Source organism: Lentzea aerocolonigenes (assembly GCF_000974445.1).
Classification (GTDB): domain Bacteria; phylum Actinomycetota; class Actinomycetes; order Mycobacteriales; family Pseudonocardiaceae; genus Lentzea; species Lentzea aerocolonigenes.
This window is the reverse complement of sequence record NZ_BBOJ01000023.1, coordinates 112948-130547: the sequence shown is the minus strand read 5'-3', so window position 1 is coordinate 130547 and position 17600 is coordinate 112948. Positions and strand designations below refer to the sequence as shown.

16 protein-coding genes are annotated in these 17600 nt (G+C 68.8%); 8 read left to right on the top strand and 8 right to left on the bottom strand.

From position 1 onward, the window contains the following. Positions 1–402 (top strand): DUF5956 family protein, encoded by a 402-nt coding sequence (locus tag AOM45_RS38575; RefSeq protein WP_030468870.1) that lies wholly within the window; start codon positions 1–3, stop codon positions 400–402. Positions 403–493: 91 nt separating this feature from the next. Here AOM45_RS38575 and AOM45_RS38570 read toward each other — a convergent pair whose 3' ends face one another. The 3 genes from AOM45_RS38570 to AOM45_RS38560 form a co-directional block, all read right to left on the bottom strand. Then, a complete protein-coding gene (locus AOM45_RS38570) occupies positions 494–1222 on the bottom strand; it encodes an IniB N-terminal domain-containing protein (protein WP_030468871.1) in 729 nt (242 codons plus the stop codon). 217 nt (positions 1223–1439) lie between these two features. After that, the gene (locus AOM45_RS38565; RefSeq protein WP_030468872.1) at positions 1440–2576 is read right to left on the bottom strand and encodes an IniB N-terminal domain-containing protein; all 1137 of its coding nucleotides are present in this window, start codon (positions 2574–2576) and stop codon (positions 1440–1442) included. Between the two features lie 128 nt (positions 2577–2704). After that, entirely contained in the window at positions 2705–3874 is a 1170-nt protein-coding gene (locus tag AOM45_RS38560) for a 4-hydroxybenzoate 3-monooxygenase (protein ID WP_030468873.1), read from the bottom strand. A gap of 176 nt (positions 3875–4050) precedes the next feature. Between AOM45_RS38560 and AOM45_RS38555 the strand changes: the two genes are divergently transcribed. The 5 genes from AOM45_RS38555 to AOM45_RS38535 all read left to right on the top strand — a co-directional run bounded on the left by AOM45_RS38555 (position 4051) and on the right by AOM45_RS38535 (position 9878). Continuing rightward, positions 4051–5061: an ABC transporter substrate-binding protein gene (locus AOM45_RS38555; RefSeq protein WP_030468874.1), complete on the top strand. Its 1011-nt coding sequence runs from the start codon at positions 4051–4053 to the stop codon at positions 5059–5061. Between the two features lie 221 nt (positions 5062–5282). Continuing rightward, positions 5283–8048: a sensor histidine kinase gene (locus AOM45_RS38550; RefSeq protein ID WP_236703985.1), complete on the top strand. Its 2766-nt coding sequence runs from the start codon at positions 5283–5285 to the stop codon at positions 8046–8048. Beyond that, a complete protein-coding gene (locus AOM45_RS38545; RefSeq protein WP_030468876.1) occupies positions 8045–8467 on the top strand; it encodes a roadblock/LC7 domain-containing protein in 423 nt (140 codons plus the stop codon). The genes AOM45_RS38550 and AOM45_RS38545 overlap by 4 nt, the downstream gene beginning before the upstream one ends. A gap of 16 nt (positions 8468–8483) precedes the next feature. Further along, positions 8484–9080: a GTP-binding protein gene (locus AOM45_RS38540; RefSeq protein WP_030468877.1), complete on the top strand. Its 597-nt coding sequence runs from the start codon at positions 8484–8486 to the stop codon at positions 9078–9080. A 279-nt stretch (positions 9081–9359) separates the two neighbouring features. Further along, the gene (locus AOM45_RS38535) at positions 9360–9878 is read left to right on the top strand and encodes a snapalysin family zinc-dependent metalloprotease (RefSeq protein WP_030468878.1); all 519 of its coding nucleotides are present in this window, start codon (positions 9360–9362) and stop codon (positions 9876–9878) included. A 24-nt stretch (positions 9879–9902) separates the two neighbouring features. Here the strand turns inward: AOM45_RS38535 and AOM45_RS38530 are convergent, their stop codons facing one another. From AOM45_RS38530 to AOM45_RS38510, 5 genes are all read right to left on the bottom strand, one after another. Beyond that, entirely contained in the window at positions 9903–11741 is a 1839-nt protein-coding gene (locus AOM45_RS38530; RefSeq protein ID WP_051783837.1) for a diguanylate cyclase domain-containing protein, read from the bottom strand. Next, on the bottom strand, positions 11741–12541 hold the full coding sequence (locus AOM45_RS38525; RefSeq protein WP_030468880.1) for an SAM-dependent methyltransferase: 801 nt from the start codon (positions 12539–12541) through the stop codon (positions 11741–11743). Before AOM45_RS38525 ends, AOM45_RS38530 begins: the two co-directional genes overlap by 1 nt. 99 nt (positions 12542–12640) lie before the next feature. Next, the gene (locus AOM45_RS38520; RefSeq protein ID WP_030468881.1) at positions 12641–13084 is read right to left on the bottom strand and encodes a hypothetical protein; all 444 of its coding nucleotides are present in this window, start codon (positions 13082–13084) and stop codon (positions 12641–12643) included. Next, the gene (locus AOM45_RS38515; protein WP_030468882.1) at positions 13062–13679 is read right to left on the bottom strand and encodes an RNA polymerase sigma factor; all 618 of its coding nucleotides are present in this window, start codon (positions 13677–13679) and stop codon (positions 13062–13064) included. The genes AOM45_RS38520 and AOM45_RS38515 overlap by 23 nt, the downstream gene beginning before the upstream one ends. Positions 13680–13733: 54 nt before the next feature. Next, positions 13734–14606 (bottom strand): S8 family peptidase, encoded by an 873-nt coding sequence (locus AOM45_RS38510; protein WP_236703984.1) that lies wholly within the window; start codon positions 14604–14606, stop codon positions 13734–13736. Between AOM45_RS38510 and AOM45_RS53200 the strand changes: the two genes are divergently transcribed. Together AOM45_RS53200 and AOM45_RS38505 are read left to right on the top strand one after the other, a co-directional pair. Then, positions 14592–15014, top strand: a complete 423-nt coding sequence (locus AOM45_RS53200; RefSeq protein ID WP_236703983.1) for a hypothetical protein — start codon at positions 14592–14594, stop codon at positions 15012–15014. The two genes, AOM45_RS38510 and AOM45_RS53200, sit on opposite strands and share 15 nt — an antisense overlap. Continuing rightward, positions 15011–17599, top strand: coding sequence for a CHAT domain-containing protein (locus AOM45_RS38505; RefSeq protein WP_051783839.1), 2589 nt, complete (start codon positions 15011–15013; stop codon positions 17597–17599). Before AOM45_RS53200 ends, AOM45_RS38505 begins: the two co-directional genes overlap by 4 nt. Position 17600 lies beyond the last annotated feature (1 nt).

Here is a 17600-nt window from a genome sequence, read left to right as displayed (position 1 = left end):
GTGACCGGCTGGAACCTGTTCCTCGTCGTCGACGCGGAACCCGTCGAGGTGTCGGACGGGGTCGTGCTGCTGGAGGGCAGGCGACTGCTCGCCTTGCCCGACAACGGCTATCAGCTCCTCCTGGCGTGGGTCGCCGGCCCGCGCCGCGTCGTGCGCACGCCCGCGCCGATGCACCCGGACCAGGACGTCGTCGACACGTTCGTCAACTCCTACCTCGTGGAGGCCGGTGCGCCGCCACGACCGCGCGGCTTCGCCTGGTACCTCGACCTGCCCGCCGGGGTCGCACCCGCGGACGTGTGGGGCGCTGTCGGCGAACGCGGGGAGCGCGGGTCGCCGGTGGACCTGCGGCGCGTCCGTGAGGCGATGCAGCGGGGACTGGCCGCGCTCTACGACCGCGCCTGACGAAAGCCTCGCGAAACGCGGAGGGAGAAGCGGGCGCCCCGGCTCGGGGGCAGAGCCGCAGGCGCCCGCTGCCTGTTCCCCCGCGAACAGGTCAGAAGTGGATGTCGACGTCGTTGTTGTTGCCGACACCGCCGTCGAGCACGTGGATGTCGCCGACGTTGATGTCGCCGACGACCTGACCGACCTCGTGGTGCACGTCGCCGACCTGCGCGACGTCGTGCACCACGTTGTGGCTCAGGTCCGCGACGTCCTTCACGTCGACGTCCACGGAGTCGATGGCGTGCTTCACCACCACGTCGGAGTCCGAGACCTCCTTGACGACGACGTCGGTGGCGATGTCCTTCACCAGCACGTCGGTGACGCCGTGCACGTCCGCGACGCCCGCCACCTCCGTGACGGCGGCGGCGCTGTGGCCGGAGACGTCCGAGACGACGTCACCGGCGGTCAGAACGGTGGCGTCGAGGCTGTGCGACACGTCGCCGACCCCGCCGAAGTCCGTGACCAGCGCGGTGATCGCGGAAGGGGCGGCGCCGGCGTCAGCTACCCCCGTGACGCCCTCGACGTGGCCCGTGACGAGCTTGAGGCTGTCGGCGGCGGTCAGGTCGCCCGCCTCGACGAGGACCTTGTCGAGCGCGTCGACGTTCACGACGGACGCGCTGTCGAGCACCAGCGGCAGGATCTCGTGGACCTCGGCCACCGAGATGTCGCCCAGACCGGCGGCCTCCAGGCAGCCCTCTGGGTCGGCCTGGAACTCGGCGCGGGCGTCCAGGTCGCCCAGCAGGGTGAGGGTGAAGGCGTGCAGCGTGATCTGGGTGGCCATGGAACTCGAGCTCCTGTAGGTGGATCGGAGGTGTTGGGCTGAACCGTATGGATGAACGGCTTCCCCCGGCATCGGGAGTTGGCCCCAGATCGTGACGAAACGAGATCCCTAGGGGGCTCTGGTCACCCGTTAGGGGAGCGGGGATTCACCGAAAACCTGCCCGAACGCACACCAGCCCCGGACCTGGCACGGCCCGGGGCTGGTGAAGGGGTGTGGCTCAGTGGTGCAGAACGTCCAGGACATTGCCGTTGCCGACGTGGTCGAGGACGTCGATGTCACCGATCTTGACGTCGCCGACGACCTGGCCGAGGTCGCTGTGGACGTCGCCGACCTGGCCGACGTTGTGGACGGCGTTGTGGGTCACGTCGACGGTGTCCTTGACCAGGACGTCGGTGTCCACGACGTCCTTGACGAGGGTGTCGGTGTCGGCGACGTCCTTGACCAGGGTGTCGACGTCGAGGTCCTTGACCAGCACGTCGGACACGTTGTGGACGTCGGCGACGCCGGTCACCGTGTTGACCACGTCGGTGCCGTGCACGAGGCCGGTCACGGAGTCGACGGCGCCGACGCCGTGCACCAGGCCGGTCGCGGTGGAGACGGCGTCGGTGCCGTCGACCAGGCCGGTGACGGTGTTGACGGCGTCCGTGCCGTGGACGAGGCCCGTCACCGTGTTGACGGCGTCGGTGCCGTGCACGAGACCGGTCGCGGTGTTCACGACGCCCGTGCCGTTGACCAGACCGTTCACCGTGGAGACGGCGCCCGTGCCGCTGACCAGGCCGGTGACGGTGTCGACGGCGCCGGTGCCCTGCACCAGGCCGGTCGCGGTGGAGAGGACGTCGGTGCCGTGGACCAGGCCCGTCACGGAGGAGAGGGCGCCGGTGCCCAGCACGGTCGAGTCGAGGGTGTTCGACACGTCGCCGAGGCCGGAGAAGTCGTCGACCACGGACGGAAGGGCCACGGCGTCCGCGATCGAGGTGACGCCCGCGGCGTTGCCCGCGATGGCCGTGAGCTGGTCGACGACACCCAGGTCACCGGCCGTGCCGAGGACCTGGCCGACGGCGTCGACGTGCGCGACGGACGCGGCGTCGAGCACCAGCGGCAGGATCTCCTGGACGTCGGCCGGGGTGATGTCGCTCAGGCCGCACGAGTGCAGGACGCCCTCGGGGTCGAGCTGGAACGCCTCGCGGGCGGCCGGGTCGGTCAGCAGGTCGAGGGTGAAGTCGTGCAGCGTGGCCGGCTGGGACTCCTGCGGGGCGGCCTGCTGGGGTGCGGGAGCAGCAGGCTGGGGCGCGGCCTGCGGGGTGGTCGGCTGCGTGACCTGCGGCGTTGCCTGCTCAGTGCCCTGCTGGATCATGAAACTCGCACTCCTGTGATGTGTTCGGGGGATGTCGGGCCGACCGTAGTCAAGATCGACATCCCCCGGCATCGGGTGAGAGCCCTAGTGCGCGGCGAGGCGAACTCCCTAGGGGCTCGCGTCACCCATTAGGGACCGACGTAGTTCTCGGCGAAGGACGCGCGGTAGGCAGGCGACTCGGCCAGGTGCTCCAGCCGTGCCTGAGCCAACCGTCCGAAGAAGGGAGAGCTCACGTCGGTGTGGATCATGTTCACCATCCACTGTGAAAATTCCTGTGCCCGCCAGACCCGGCGCAGGCAGTCCTCCGAGTAGGTCTTGAGACCGGTCTCCGATCCGGTGGCGTAGAAGTCCATCAGTGCACGTCCGAACGTCGCGGCGTCGTTCAGCGCGAGGTTCATGCCCTTGGCGCCGACCGGGGTGATGATGTGGGCTGCGTCACCCAGCAGGTACAGCCGGCCGTACGACATCGGTTCCACCACGTGGCTGCGCATGTCGAGCACGCGCTTTTCGATGATCTTCCCCTCGGTCAGCGTCCACGAGGAGTCGTGCAGTGCGAAACGTTTGTGCAGTGCTTCCCACACCTGTTCGTCGGACCAATCCGACGCTTTTGTTCCGACCGGCACCTGCAAGTAGAAGCGGGAAATTGTGGGGGACCGCAACATGTGTCCGGCGAAACCGTCCTCGTGCAGCGCGTAAATGGTGGCTTTAGTCGACGGAGGGGCTTCCGCGAGAATTGTCAGCCATTCGATTCCGTGGTGATGTGCGAATTCCGACAGCACTCCGTCTGGAATGGACGGACGGCAAACCCCGTGAAAGCCGTCACATCCTGCCACGAAGTCACATGAAACCTTTTCACGTACGCCGTCTGCGCTGGTCCAGGCCACGGACGGCGTCGACGAGGTGATGTCCCCCAACTCCACGTCGCTGACCGAGAACCGGATGTCACCACCCGCGTCCACGAATGCCGCGATGAGGTCCTTGACCACTTCCTGCTGCGGGTAGACGTAGTGCTGGCGGCCTCCGTAGAGGTTGCTGTACTCGACCTGGAACGCCTGGCCGCTCACGCGGAATTCACACGTTCCGTGACGGTCTGCTTCCATCAGCAAACGATCCGCCAGGCCGAGTGACTCCAACATGGTTACGGAGCGGTGTTCCAAGACTCCCGCCCGTGGCCGGGTTTCCACATGGGTGCGACTAGCTTTTTCGAGGACGACGCAGTCGATACCTGACTGCTGGATCAGGTTTGCCAAGGTCAGACCGGCCGGCCCAGCGCCGACGACGGTCACAGCGCGCTTCAACTGGGTTCTCCTAGCCCTAGACCTGCTGTGCTTAGATGCTCACCGCAGGTAGTGGACTGGAACCTGCTAGTGTCGGTCAACTGGGGTCTTTTGGAGCAGTATCACTACTCTGAGTGGTTGACCGTCGCGACTTTTCCCCGCAACGACGACACCGCTCCGACAGGAGAGTGCTCCCGATGACTCGAAGAGTCCGCCGTATGGCCGTCCGTGGCATCGCCCTTGCCACGATGCTCGCCACCGTGGCGAGTTGTGGACTGCTCGGCGGCAAGGAAACGCCGGCTCCCGCCACCAACAACGGCCCGGTCGAGAAGGCGAAGATCACCCTGGGGGTTCTGCCGATCCTCGACGTGGCCTCGGTCCACGTGGCGATCAAGCAGGGCTTTTTCAAGGAAGAGGGGCTCGAGGTCGAGCTCAAGACGATCCAGGGTGGTGCTCAGGCGATCCCCGGCCTGATCAACAAAGAGCTGGACATGACGTTCGGCAACTGGGTCTCGTTCTTCGCCGCCCAGTCGAAGGACGCGGCGAAGGCGGTCGACGGCATCAAGCTCATCGCCGATGGCTACCAGGCGAAACCCGACATGTTCCTGATCTTGGCCGCCGGTGACTCCGCGATCAAGAGCGCCAAGGACCTGGCGGGCAAGACCATTGCGATCAACACGTTCCGGAACATCGCCGAGCTGACCGCCAAGGCGACCCTCGAGGCGGCCAACGTCGACCCGAAGTCGGTGACGTTCAAGGAGATGCCGTTCCCGGACATGCAGGCGGCGGTCCAGAACAAGACCGTTGACGCGGCCTTCATGGTCGAGCCGTTCATCACCCGCGCCCAGCGCGCCGCCGGTCAGATCAAGATCCTCGACGCGGCGTCCGGCCCGACGGACAACATCCCGATCGCCGGCTACGCGACCAGTGGCGACTTCGCCAAGAACAACCCCAGGACGGTGGCCGCCTTCCAGCGCGCGATCGCCAAGGGCCAGGCCGCTGCCGCCGACCGTCCCACGGTCGAGCCGCTGCTCGTCGACTACGCCAAGGTCGACAAGGAAACCGCAGGTCTCGTCCACTTCGGTGCGTTCCCGACCACGCTCGACGCGACCCGTCTGCAGCGCGTCGTGCAGCTGATGCGGCAGTACCAGCTGCTGGACAAGGACCTCGACGTCAAGCCGATGCTCGTCCAGCCCTCCGGAAGTTGACGAACAGCGCGGGTGACTGTGATCGAGTCGTGATCGCGATCACCCGCGCTCAACGTTTCCACCAGATGAATTATCGCTTTGGGGCCGTTTAGCCGCCCACTTCAAAGTTGTTGATTCTCGAACCAGCTGTTTTGTCGTCCAAACGGCGGTATGAGAACCGGGTGTTTTACTCCAAGATCCACCAGGTTTGCTGCTATTAAACGGGGCGGGGAGTGTTGACGGTGCGCGGTCGTGAGGACCAGCGAGGCATCGACCGGTTCCGCCTACGCAACTGGCGGTTGCGGAGCAAGCTCGCGGTGGTGTTGCTAGTTCCGGCTCTGAGCACCGCGACTCTCGCGGGCCTGCGCCTGAACACTCAGCTCGACGACGTGGAGCTGTTCGGCACCGTCCAGCGTGAACTTGCCGTGAGCCACCAGGCTGCGAAGGTGGAGAACGCGCTCCAGGTCGAGCGCGACTGGGCCGTGCAGTGTGTTGCCGCCGGAAGGCAGAACGCGTGCCCCGAGCACGCCGCCCGCACCGGTGCCACTGACACGGAACTGGGCAAATACCGGGATGCGACGAGCACGGTCCTGAGCGGGCCGCTGCAGGAAGCGTTCACGAAGTCGCTGCAGTCGCTCGAAGGTCTGGCGAGCCTGCGCGTCACGTTGCTGAGCACGAAGTACCCCGACCTCGCCGTGGTCGGTGCGTACAACCAGATCATCGCCTCGCTCGGCCAGGTGCACCGCGCCGCGATCTCCAGCCTGAGCGAGGCGCAGATCGTGCCGTTGGCCGCCGCCGCGCAGGCGCTGTACAGCGCGCAGGAGCAGATCGGCCAGCAGAACTCGATCCTGACCTCCACCGCGCTGCGCAAGGGCTTCGCGCCCGGTGCCGCGGACGACCTGCGGGCCGCGCAGTCCCGGCTCGACGCGGCCTTCAACGAGTTCAACGACGTGGCCTCGCCGCAGAACCGGCAGAAGTTCCAGGACGTCGTGTCCGGTTCGTCGGTGGACGGCCGCAACCGGCTGATCAAGCTCGCGCTCGCGCAGGACGCCGACGGCAAGCCGGTGTCCATCACGGACGCCGACGTGCTCAAGATCGGTGAGGACACCGCGAACCTGGTTCGCGAGGTCGCGACCGACCTGGAGGGCCAGGCCGACTCGACGACCACGCGTCTCGCGAGTGAGGCCCGCGGGGCCGCGTGGCGTGACGCCGCACTGGTCGCGATCTCGCTGCTGATCGCGTTCGGTCTGATGGCGATGGTCGCGCAGTCGATGCTGCGGCCGCTGCGCCTCCTCCGCCGCAGCGCCCTCGACGTCGCCCGCAACCAGCTGCCGGAAGCGATTCGCCGCATTCGTTCGCACCGCGAGCCGGAGCGGGCCGCGGAAGAGGCGATCGTCCCGGTGCCGATCCACACGACCGAGGAGGTCGGTCAGGTCGCGCGGGCGTTCGACCTCGTGCAACGCGAAGCCGTCCGCCTCGCCGTCGAGCAGGTGGCCCTGCGCGCGAACGTCAACGACATGTTCATCAACCTGTCGCGGCGCTCGCAGGCGTTGGTGGAACGCCAGATCAGCGTGATCGACCGGCTGGAGCAGAACGAGCAGGACCCCGACCACCTGGCGTCGCTGTTCGAGCTCGACCACCTCGCGACGCAGATGCGCCGCAACAGCGAGAACCTGCTGGTGCTCTCCGGTACCACGGTCAACCGCCGCGTCACCCGCCCGGTCGCGATCGCCGAGGTGCTCGGCGCCGCGGTGTCCGAGGTCGAGAAGTACGCGCGGGTCCAGATCGCGCCGACGCCGGACCTGATGGTGCAGGGCCGCGTGGTCAACGACCTCGCGCACCTCGTCGCCGAGCTGCTCGACAACGCGACCGCCTTCTCCAAGCCGACCACCAAGGTCACCGTGCGCACGATCGAGACCCGCAAGGGCGAGATCGCGATCCGCATCCACGACCGCGGCGTCGGCATGCAGGAGAACGACGTCGTCGAGGCCAACGCGAAGCTCGCCGAGCCGCCGGAGGTCGACGTCTCGGTCGCCCGCGAGATGGGCCTGTACGTGGTCGGCCAGCTGGCGAAGCGCCACGAGATCCGCGTGACGCTCGCGAACAACGACGACATCGAGGGCGGTGTCACCGCCCAGGTCGTGCTGCCGATCTCGTTGCTGCACAAGGGCGCGGTGCCCGCACTGCCGCTGCCGCCGGTCGCGGCGCCCACCACCACCGAGTCGACCGCCGAGGGCCTCGCCGGTGTTCCGAAGTGGACGCCGGAACACCCGGTCGTCGTGCCGGCACCGGCCACCGCGGACGAACCGTCCGGCAGGCACCGCATCGAGCAGACGTCGGCGGACGGCCTGTTCACCGCGCGGATCGAGGCGACCGAGGAGTCCGCTGAGGACGGTTACTCCTACGAGCCGCCGATCGAGCGCCCCGCCGAGCCCGCCACCGAGATCTTCCCGGCGATCGTCGACGAGCCGGAGATCTCTTCCGACGCGCTGTCGCGGTGGTTCCAGACCCCCGCGGTCGCCGAACCCGTCAGGGCACCATCCACGAAGGACGTTCCGTCAGCGGAGCCGGAACGTGCCGAGGAAGAAGACGCGGAACCCGCCACCGTGAACGGTCTGCCCAAGCGGCAGCGGTCGGCGGAGCCCACCGTGAAGACCGAGGCACCAACGGCGGTGCCACGCGCGGTCGCCGACTTCGCCGAGTCGGACTGGGGAACGGCGGACGAGGGCTGGCGTGCCGCCGGCGCCCTCGGCACCGGCGACACCGCGCAGACGACGGAGAACGGCCTGCCCAAGCGCGTCCCCAAGGCGCGCCTGGTACCGGGTTCACTGCCGAAACCGTCGTCACCGGCACCGCAGCTGGCGACCGTGAGCACCCCCGGCCGGTCCGCGGACCGGTTGCGTCAGCGGTTCGCCACGTACCAGAAGGGTGTCCAGATGGGCCGTGAGTCGCTCTTCGACTCGGCCGTCGGAGGCATCCCCGTGATCGCAGAAAGGGAACACCAGTGACCACCGCGACTGAGGAACTGGACAACTTCAGCTGGCTGGTCGAGGACTTCGTCAGCAGGGTCGCCGGTGTCGCGCACGCGATCGTCGTCTCGGCGGACGGCCTGCTGCTCGCTTCGTCGGACCGCCTGCCGCACGACCGCGCCGAACAGCTCGCCGCCGTGTCCTCGGGTCTGGTCTCGCTGAACCTCGGCGCGGCGCGCTGTTTCGAGGCGGGTGAGGTGAAACAGACCGTCGTCGAGATGGAACGGGGCTATCTTTTCCTGATGTCCATCAGCGACGGGTCCTGCCTCGCCGTGCTCGCCGCACCCAACTGCGACATCGGCCTCATCGGTTACGCGATGACCCGGCTGGTGGAGCGGGTCGGTCTTCAGCTCACGCCGGAGATCCGTGCCCAGCTGCACGTTTCCATGAGAGCCTGAGTAGAGAGAAGTTCCCATGAGCAACGGTGCTCCGGGTCGTCCGGGGTCACCTGGGGTCGACCTGAACGCGATGTCGGCGAAGATCGTCGTCGCGGGCGGGTTCGGTGTCGGCAAGACGACGTTCGTCGGCTCGGTCTCCGAGATCACCCCGCTGACCACCGAGGCCGTGATGACCCAGGCATCGGTCGGAGTCGACGACCTGTCCGCGGTGCCAGACAAGGTAACCACGACGGTGGCCATGGACTTCGGTCGCGTGTCGCTGGACAAGGACCTGATCCTGTACCTGTTCGGCACACCGGGACAGCACCGGTTCTGGTTCATGTGGGACGACCTGGTCCGCGGTGCGATCGGTGCCGTCGTCCTGGTCGACACGCGCCGGATCGACGAGGCGTTCGCGCCCATCGACTTCTTCGAGGACCGCGACCTGCCGTACGTGATCGCGGTGAACTGCTTCGACGGCCTGATGCACCACCGGGCCGAGGAGGTGCGGGACGCGCTGACGATTCCGTCTTCGGTGCCGATAATTCCTTGCGACGCGCGGAACCGGCAGTCGACGAAGCAGATCCTCATCGCGCTGGTGGAGCACGCGCTGCGCCAGCCTTCGTTCGCCTGATTCGCTGCACTCGTTGACGCCCTTCGGTCCATCAGATCCGGAGGGCGTCAACAGTTATTCCTCCGACTGGCGGCCACCTGTTCGTGGCGCCGCGCGGCGAGAACATCACTAGTAGGTCGTGTTTCCGCTAGCCGCAAGGCGTGCACCGCCCCCGCGACCCCGGGAACACCTACGAACGCACTGAACCGCGCCGTGCTTTTGACACTTGACTCTTCTTGTGCGCCAACGCCGCGCCGATACAGTCGGGGAGCAATTACCCTGCATTGCGAGGAGATTCCTGTGTTCCTGCGCAAAACAATTGCTGTGCTGGCCAGCGCCGCCGCCCTGTCTCTCGGCGTCGTGGGCACCGCACAAGCAGCTCGCACCATCACCTACGACTCCACGGGTGCGGCTCTGTACGAGTCGGACATCACGGAGGCCGTGAAGGTCTGGAACGCCAGCGTGAAGAACGTCCAGATCAAGAAGGCCGCCGCGGGGACGCGTGCGAACTTCACCATCGTGTCCGACCCCGGCTGGCCGCGGGCTCAGCCGACCACGCTCGGCAACGGCAAGATCTGGATGGGCAAGCAGGCGGTCGACCAGGGCTACAACAAGATCCGCATCGCCGCCCACGAGATCGGGCACATCCTGGGTCTGCCGGACATCAAGCCGGGGCCGTGCTCCAGCCTGATGTCGGGCTCCACCGGCGGTGTCCCGTGCACCAACCCGAACCCGAACGCGGCGGAGAAGTCCCGTGTCGAGCGGAACTTCGCCGGCACCGCCAAGGCCGACCTCACCTCGGTCGAGGACGCTGCCTGATGTGACACCGGTGGGTCTCCCGTGCTACGGCGGGAGGCCCACCGTCAGGTCCACGCCCAGAGCCTCGAGCTCGTCCGGATCGCCCGGCCCGCCGATCACGTGCACGCCGGCCGACCGCAGCAGCGGCACCAGCAGCGCCATTCCCCGCCGTGCCAGCCGTTCCGACGGCGGCCGTGCGAGCCGGACGCCCCACACCGGACTGCGATCCACAGTGGACAGACCGCCGAACCCGCCGCCGAACTCGTGCAGCAGGACGTGGACGCCCATGTCGTGCAGGACCTCCAGGTTCTCCTCGCCGTCCGGCATCGAGCGCACGTCCAGCGCCAGGAACAGCGACGAGGCGGGGAAGTCCGCGGCCCGCAACGTGGTGCGCACGTGCGTTGCCAGGTCGGGGTGCCGCGACTGGTCCCTGGACAGCCGCACCAGCACCGGCTCGCCGCGGGAGCAGGCGTCGGTCAGCACCATCTGCCCGACGCGAGCCGCCAGGCCCAGCGTGTCCGCGTAGGCCACCACCGCGTCGTGCCGGGAAGCGCCCCACCGCAGCGAGGCCTCCAGGAACGCCGTCGAGCCCGAGACCCACGACACCGGCGAGTACTCCACGGAGATCTCGCCGTTCTCGAAGGCACCGGGCATCGCCGCGATGCGGGCGAACCTCTCCCGGTCGGCGAGGTCCGCCTCGTGGTCGTAGATCGCCCACTGCCTCTTGCCGCCCTTCTCCGCCCGCCGCAACGTCGAGTGCGCCCGCCGCAGCACCGCGGTCGGGTCCGCGCCGGGGCCCTGCGCGTGCACGAAACCGATCGACGTCGACACCGCGACGCCCGCGCCCTCCAGGTACACCGGTTCCGACAGCTCGTCGTCGATCATCGCCGCCAGCGCCGCGACGTCCGGTGTGCCGCGGATCAGCACCACGAACTCGTCGCCGCCGACCCGCGCCACCACCGCGTCCGGCAGCACGACCCGCAGCCGGCGCGCGACCTCGACCAGCACGGCGTCGCCCGCCACGTACCCGAGGCCGTCGTTGACGATCGTCAGGCTGTCCACGTCCAGGTAGCCCAGCGTGTGCGGCTCGCCGGTCGCGAGCGCCGACTCCAGCTTGTCCGTGAACGACGCGCGGTTCGGCAGCCCGGTCAGCAGGTCGGTCAGCGACTGGTGCCGCAGCCACTCCTGGAGCATCCGCTGCTCGGTCACGTCCTCGATCAGGGCGACGTGGAACTTCGGCAGGCCGTCCGACCCGCGCAGCACGGACAGCACGACGTTCGCCCACACGGAGTCGCCGTTGTTGCGCGTCAGCTCCCACTCGCGCCGGTCGGTGTCCACAGAGGACGCGATCATCCGCGCGCACGCCGAGGCCAGCGCCACCGCGTCGGCGTCGGCGAACAGCTCCTTGGGCATCTCCTCGTGGCCGAGGATGCCCGCCAGGGCCTCGTTCGCCTCGACGACACAGCCCTGCAGGTCGAAGATCGCGATGCCCACCGCCGTCGTCGCGAAGACCTGGGCGAACCGGGCCTCGCTGTCGTGCAGGTCGCGCTGCGCGTCCTCGACGGTCTTCAGCAGCGAGTTCTTGACCTTCTCCTGCTCGGTGAACAACTGGTCGCGCGTCGCCCGCACGTAACCGGACGCCAGCGCGCCGAGCACCTCGGCCGGGAACTGCCCGGACAGCACCTCCAGTGTGCGCCGCAACGAGTCCGGGCCGGTGAAACGCTTGCGCACCAACCACTGCCCGACGACGTGGGCGTCCTGCCCAGCACGCAGCCGGACGGCGTGTTCCTCGAGGTGCTGCGTCAGCTTCCGCCGCGACATCGGCGAGTACGCGCTCTCGATCAGAACGGCCGCCCACCGCTGTGCGAGGGGCGAGGTGGCCATCAGGGTTTGCGGCCGACCGCGGCGTAGATGTTGGCCTTCGACGGGTCCGTGCCGACGTCCTCCGGCGTCTCCGGCCGCCACTCGGGCGTGAACACGATGCCGGGCTCCACGATCTCCAGGCCCGCCAGCATGTCCGTCACCCGGGCGCGCGTGCGCGGGGTGATCGGCTCGGCGGTGCGCGCGAAGATCTCCCTGCCGGCCGCCATGGCCGCGGGCATGCTGTCGGCGGTGAAGTGCGACAGCGCCAGGTACGAACCGGACGAGAGCGAATCCGCGTATCGGGACAGCACACCCCATGGATCGTCCGAATCCGGGATGAACTGAAGGACTCCGACGACGAGAAGCCCGATCGGCTGCGAGAAGTCGAGGATCTCCCTGGCCTGCGCCACGACCTTCTCCGGCTCGCGCAGGTCGGCCAGCACCGCCGTCACGTTCGGCTCGTCCGCCAGCATCAGCTCGGCGTGCGTGATCGCGACCGGTTCGAAGTCGACGTACACGACCTTCGAGTCGGGTGCGACCTCGTGCGCCACCTCGTGCACGTTGCCGACCGTCGGAATGCCCGACCCGAGGTCGAGGAACTGCCGGACGCCGAGAGCCACCAGTTCCAGGACGACGCGCCGGAGGTAGGCGCGGTTGCGGCGCGCCATGTCCCGCACCGGCAGCACCCTGATCAATGCCTCTGCCGTCTCGCGGTCCGCTTCGAAGTTGTGTCCGCCGCCCAGCAGGTAGTCGTAGATCCGGGCGGAACTCGGAACGTCGACGTTGACGCCTTCCGGAACCCAGCTGACTCGATCGACCACAGCCGCACACCTCTCGAGATGCGAATTCTGAGCGTCGACAACCCTACTGGCCGCAGATGTGGGCCGAACGAATGAATTGCACCATCACTCGAATGGTGCTCAGAGGATGAACCAATCGGTGCAACCGCCGGTGAACCGGAACTTGACCGGTCCACGCGGTGCCGCGCCCATCACGAACGTGCCCAGTTCGTCGACGGCCGCGGTTTCGTGGTCCCCGTCCGGGGTCACCAGCGTCACCGTTCCGGACGCGGGCATCAGCTGGCCGGTGATCCCCGCGGCCGACACCTCGACCTGCAGCATCACGCCGTCCGCGTCGAACACGAGCTGCCGCGCCGTCGCCGTCGACCGCGCACGGGCGAACAGCGTGTCGTCCAGCACGGAGTCGTACGACGTGATCAGCAGCAGCTCCTCGTCGATGTTCCGCCAGGTGAACGCGGCCTTCGCGGCCTCGACGAACTCCGGCGGTACTTCTTCGGAAGGTGTGCTCAACGCGTCGCGCAAGGCGTCGAGCAGTACCTCGTCACTGTCCCAGTCGTGCCGCACCCAGCACACCTCCTCTCGTCGCCGGCGATCCCAGGAACGCTGAGAGCGCAGGGGTTTTCCGCAACTTCTCCAGGCAGCGGATCCGCGTCGGGCCGATGCTGCCGACCGGCATCGCGAGCTCTTCGCTCACGACCTGGTAGCTCGGCGGCGGATCGGTCATCAGCTTCGTCAGCAACCGTTTGCACTGGTCGGTGAGCTCCGCGAACCCGTCCCGCAACGCCTGCCGCCGCTCCACGGCCAACAGGTCCGCCTCCACGTCCGCGTCCACCTGCTTCGACTCCAGCGCGTCGGACTCGGACAGCGGGTCGTACAGGTGCGTCCGCTGCTGCACGCGCAGCACGCGCAGGCACTCGTTGCGGGTGGTCGTCATGATCCAGCCCGGCAACGCCTCCGGCTCCCGCAGGCGTCCGATCTGCTCCACGAGCCGCAGCCACAGCGTCTGGTTCACGTCGGCGGCGTCCGCCGGGCGCAGCCGGTGCTTGTAGATCACCGACACCACCAGGGGCGTGTAACGGTCCACGATCTCGTTCCACGCCGACTGGTCGCCCTCGGCCGCCGCGCTCACGAGCGCGGCGATCGGGGAGGCTGAGCTCACGTCGACTCCTTGCGGTCACAACTGGCGGAGGCCGGGGTTGCCTCCCAGATACAACTATTTGACAAAAACTCCGTAGCCGGGTGCGAACTCCGCGCCGCTCAACAGTTTGTCACGCGCCTGAGCTGCGGTGATGCCGTCAGCGGCCATCGTGGCGGCGATCCGTCCGGTGACCAGGGGAGCGGCGAACGAGGTGCCGTACCAGTACGCCCACAGCGCGAACGGCGTCGCGGAGGCCTCGCCCGGCAGCTGCCACTCGCCCTTGAGGTACGTCGACGCCCGGTTGCCGATCGCGCACGCGTCGACCCAGTGGCCCCAGTTCGAGTAGAACGCGGGCACGAGGGAACCGTCCCGCTTCTGCTCGGCCGCGGCGACGGCGGTGACCCCGCACAGCGCGGCGGGCCAGCTCGGCCGCTGCGTGCCCTGGTTGCCGGCCGAGGCGACCACGACGATGTCGTCCGGCAGCGCCTCGATCGTGCGCCGCAACGGCTCGGACGCCACGTCGTCCTCGGTGAAGCAGCCCAGCGACAGGTTCAGCACGCTGATCTTCTTCTGGCCCAGCTCGGTGATCTTGCGGCAGAGCCGTTCCTCGTCGCCGAAGCCGTTGTGGTCGAGCGCGATCTCCGGGTCGAACGTGACGCCGGGTGCGGCGTTCTGGATGACACCCGCGACGAACGTGCCGTGGCCGCCCTGCAACGCGAAGAAGTCGCCGCTGCTGTAGGCGGGGTCGACGTCGTCGGCCTCCTTGGCGTAGCGCTCGGCGAACCAGCCGGAGTGGTCGCTGTCGGCGCCGGAGGAGATGCCGGTGTCGATGATGCCGACCCTGATGTCCCGCAGGCTCCCGTCCGCCTTGGGCGCGGGGAGCGGCTCGGCGGGGTAGGGCCGGTCGCCGGGGTTGCCCATGATGAGGCCGCCGTGGCCGACGATCACGTGGTGCGGCTGGACCAGCGGCATCCGCTGGTTCGGCCAGTTCCGCTGGTCGCGCAACAGGCGAACAATCCGCGGAATGTCCTCCGCGTTGTTCGGCAACGTCAATCGCGCCAGTCCGGCCAAACCCTCGCCGGGTCGCGCGATGATGTTGTTTTCCCGGAGCTTTTCGACGACCCGTTGTTGATCCTCGACGGCGACGAGCAGCTGGCCGGGTCGATAAAGGAATTCACGCCCGCGTTCGGCGTGGAAGCTGATGTTCTTGTCCTCGGCGATGAGCTGCAGAAAAGCTCTTTGGTAAAGCTCCGCGCTTTCTGGCGTTTTCGACACCACGGCCTCACTAAAGCAGCGTTGACGGGCACCCCGACCGAGCTTGATCAAGCTACCACAGCCGATAAAGTGATGCCGTGACGGACTTTTCTGCGGAGGACGCGCTGGAGGCCAGGCAGCGCAACCCGCGTGCGGCCGTGGAGATGGCCCGCGCGGTGCTCCGCACGACGGAAGATCGGGCGGAATGGTCGATCGCCGAACGCGCGATCGGCCTCGCGTTGCGGGAGATGCACGACTTCCCCGGCGCGGCGCGGCACCTGCGCCGGTCGATCAGGATCGCCTCCGCCGCCGGGTTGCCCCGGTTGTCCGCTCTGGCGCAGATGAGTCTCGCGTGGGTGCTCGTCTACACGGGCAAGCACCGGGCCGCGCTGAAGGCTCTGGACGACGCGATGCCGGAGCTGACCGGTGCCGACGCGGTCGCCGCCCTGATGCAACGCGGTGTCGTCTTCCACTACCTGACCCGCCACGACGACGCGGAGCGCGACTACACCGCGGCCATCGCCGGTGCTCGCCGCGTTGGCGACCAACTGGTCGAGGCGCGCGCTCTGAACAACCGCGGCCTCGTGCGCGCGTACGTGGGCAACATGCGTGAGGCTTCGGCGGACTTCTCGCTGGCCGCGTCCCTGCTCGGGGAGCTCGGCCAGGAGCTCGGGGTCGCCGACGTGCACTGGAACGCCGGCATCATGGCGACCCGCGGTGGTGACGTGCCCGCCGCGCTGACGTTGTTCGACAAGGCGGAGGAGGTCCACCGCCGGCTCGACGTGATGCGCCCGGTGCTGCTGGTGAACCGGCTGGAGCTGCTCGTCTCGGTGCCACTGCTGGACGAGGCGCGCGCCGCGGCCGACCGGGCGATCACCGAGCTGAAGGCGCTGAAGAACCCGCTGGGCGTGTCCGAGGCGCTGTACTTCCGCGCCAGGATCGCGCTGCTGGACGACGATCCCGCCGCGGCGCAGGGCTTCGCGGCCGAGGCGCGGCGCCGGTTCCGCCGCGAGCAGCGCCTGCTGTGGGCGGCCGGTGCGCGGTACCTCGAACTGCACGCCGCCGTGCTGCGCGGCGACCGCACCCGGCCGTTGCGGCTGGCGCTGTCGCGGGTCGCCGCGGAACTGGACGCGATGGACTGGCGGCTGCCCGCGCTGGAGGCCCGCATCGACGCCGGTCTGGTCGCCGCCGACCTCGGTCACCGCGCTCGTGCCGTTGAGGAGTTCGGTCTCGCGGCCGCCGCGAGGCTGCGCGGACCGGCCGGGCTGCGCGTGCGCGGCTGGTACGCGGAGGCGTTGCGGCGCAAGCTTTCCGGTGACGTTCGCGGCACCTCGTCGGCGCTGCGTCGCGGCATCTCGCTGCTGGACGAGTACCGGGTGTCGCTGGGTGCGGCCGAGCTGCGGGCGTCGACCGGTGTGCAAGGCCAGGCCCTCGCGCTGGAGGGGCTGCGGCTCGCCGTCGCGTCCGGGAACGCCGCTCGCGTGCTGTCGTGGACCGAGAGCTGGCGAGCGGGCGCGTTGCGGATGAAGTCCGTGTCACCGCCCGACGATCCGCGCCTCGAAGACGCCCTGGCATCGTTGCGCGCGGTGGCCGCGGACGTGGAATCCGCAGTGCTGGCAGGGAAACCAGCCGGTGCGCTGCGCGGCAAGCTGGTCCGCGCCGAGCAACGCGTCCGCGACCTCACCCGGCAGATGTCCGGCGGGGGAGCGGTGTTCAAACCGCCGTCGGTCGGGTCGCTGTTCGCTGCCCTGGGAAGTGCCGCGCTGATCGAGTTCGTCGAGTACGACGGCGTGCTGATGGCGGTCGTGCTGGCCGGCGGCCGCTCTTCTCTGCACTCGCTCGGCCCGGTGGAGGGCGTGGTCCGCGAGATCCGGTTGCTGCGCTTCGCCCTGCACCGCCTGGTGACGCTGCCACCGCAGCTGCCGAACCTCGCCGTGGCGCGATCTTCCGCCGCGCACGCCGCTTCGCTTCTGGCGCAACGTTTGCTGGCGCCGTTGGCCGCGCGGGTCGACGGGCGTCCGTTGGTCGTGGTGCCGACGGGCGCGCTGAACGGTTTGCCGTGGGCGGTGCTGGACCGCCAGGTGACCGTCGCCCCGTCCGCGTCCGTCTGGCTGCGCGCCACGTCGGTCCCCGACGCGCCGGGCGAGGCGGTGCTCGCCGCCGGACCGCGGATGGCCGCGGCGCCCGCCGAGATCAAGGCCATCAGCAGACACGTGCCGGGCCGCGTGCTCGTCGACGCGGAGGCGACCGTGAGCGCGGTGGCGTCCGCAATGGACGGTGCCGCTCTCGCGCACATCGCCGCGCACGGCTCGTTCCGCGTCGACAACCCGCTGTTCAGCGCCCTGGAACTGGCGGACGGCCCGCTGACCGTCTACGACATCGAGCGGTTGCGGCAGCCTCCCACGCGGGTGGTGCTGTCAGCTTGTGACACCGGGCAGTCCGCGGTGCGTCCCGGCGATGAGCTGATGGGGTTCACGGCCGCGTTGCTGGGCTTGGGGACTCGGACGTTGATCGCACCTGTCGTGCCGGTGCCGACGGACGGCACGGCGCCGGTGATGGTGGAGCTGCACCAGAAGCTGGCCGCCGGGATGGCGCCCGCCGAGGCTCTTGCCGCCGTGCAACGGGCGGCCACCGACGACGCGGCCTACGCGGCCGCCGTCGGGTTCGTGTGCTTCGGCGCTGGCTAGC